This window comes from Roseateles sp. P5_B10 (assembly GCF_056400485.1).
On sequence record NZ_JBFULE010000956.1, the window covers coordinates 1 to 1,826 of the forward strand.

Consider the following 1,826-nt stretch of genomic DNA (forward strand, 5'->3'; position numbering starts at 1 on the left):
TTGGGCAGCGTCGTGAGCTTCTCGGCCAGGCGTTTCCACTCGGCCACCGGAATGGCGGTGTCACAGCTGTCGGTCCACTTCTTGCCCAGGAAGGGCGACCAGTCGGTGGCGAACTTGCTCTTGAAGTTGGTCAGCACCGGGTCRACGGTGTGGCGGCCTTCGTCCATGGCGGCGCGGTAGGCCTTGACCATGTCGTCCGGGCCTTCGGCCGGCAGCACGTTCTGCGCCACCAGCTTGTCGCCATAGACCTTGCGCGTGCCGGGGTGGGCGGCAATCTTCTTGTACATCAGCGGCTGGGTCAGCGCCGGCGTGTCCTGTTCGTTGTGGCCGAGCTTGCGGAAGCAGACGATGTCCAGGACGACGTCCTTCTTGAACTCGGCGCGGTAGTCCATGCACAGCTGCGTGGCCCAGACGACGGCCTCAGGGTCGTCGCCGTTCACGTGCAGCACCGGCGCTTCGATCATCTTGACGACGTCGGAGCAGTACCAGGTGGAGCGCAGGTCGCGCGGGTCGCTGGTGGTGAAGCCGATCTGGTTGTTGATGATGATGTGGACCGTGCCGCCGGTGCGGTAGCCGCGCGTCTGCGCCATCGCCAGCGTTTCCTGCACGACGCCCTGGCCACCGAAGGCCGCGTCACCGTGCACCAGCACCGGCAGCACCTGGGCGCCTTCGCTGTCGCCGCGGCGGTCCTGGCGGGCGCGCACGCTGCCTTCAACGACCGGGTTGACGATTTCCAGGTGGGACGGATTGAAGGCCAGGCTCAGGTGCACCGGGCCGCCAGGCGTGGACACGTCGGAGCTGAAGCCCTGGTGGTACTTCACGTCGCCGGCCGGCAGGTCTTCGGCAGCCTTGTGCTCGAACTCGGCGAACAGGTCGGCAGGCATCTTGCCCAGCGTGTTGACCAGCACGTTCAGGCGGCCGCGGTGGGCCATGCCGATGACGATTTCCTGCACGCCGCGCTCGCCGCCACGCTGGATCACTTCGTCCATCGCCGCGATGAAGCTCTCGCCGCCTTCCAGCGAGAAACGCTTCTGGCCGACGTACTTGGTGTGGAGATAGCGCTCCAGGCCTTCGGCCGCGGTCAGGCGGTCGAGGATGTGCTTCTTCTCTTCGGCCGAGAAGGTCGGCTTGCCGCGCGCCTTCTCCAGGCGCTCCTGCCACCAGCGCTTCTCGCCGGGGTCGGAGCCGTGCATGAATTCGGAGCCGATCGAGCCGCAATAGGTCTCGCGCAGGGCCTGCACGATCTGGCGCAGCGTCATCGTCTCGCCGCCGAAATAGCTGTTCACGGCGCTGAACGAGATGTCCATGTCGGACTCGGTCAGGTCGTAGAACGCCGGGTCCAGCTCGGGAATCTTGGGGCGCTCGGCGCGCTTGAGGGGGTCCAGCTCGGCCCAGCGGTTGCCGAGGAAACGGTAGGCCGCGATCAGCGACTGCACGTGCACCTGCTTGCGGGCGACGGCCAGATCGGCGCTGGAAGCCTTGTTGGCGRAGGCGTTGGCCTTGGCGCGCTGGGCGAATGATTCGACGACCGGCGCATGGGCCACGTCGCGCGCCTCGCTGCCATCCACCGCGGGGACATGCTGCAACGCGTCGAAATAGGCGCGCCAGTTGTCCGGGACGGAACCCGGGTTGTCGAGGTAGGCCTCGTACATCTCCTCCACATACGGCGCGTTTCCGCCGAACAGGTAGGAGTTGGACCTGTATTGCTGCATCATCTTTCGCTCACCTCATGCCCCGGTTTCCAGGGAGTTGGCTGGTTGAAGAACCTTCCGCGACACGGCTCGACCGGTTGGCGGATTGCGACCCACCTCTGCTGTTGCCAGGGG

The 1,826-nt window shown here is 66.1% G+C and carries 1 protein-coding gene; it reads right to left on the reverse strand.

Annotation, left to right across the window (positions count from 1 at the left end; all coding sequences use genetic code 11):
- The coding region (locus AC1DU6_RS29705) for a thiamine pyrophosphate-dependent enzyme (RefSeq protein WP_477861604.1) at nt 1-1,715 on the reverse strand (1,715 nt) is incomplete at its 3' end.
- Nucleotides 1,716-1,826 lie beyond the last annotated feature (111 nt).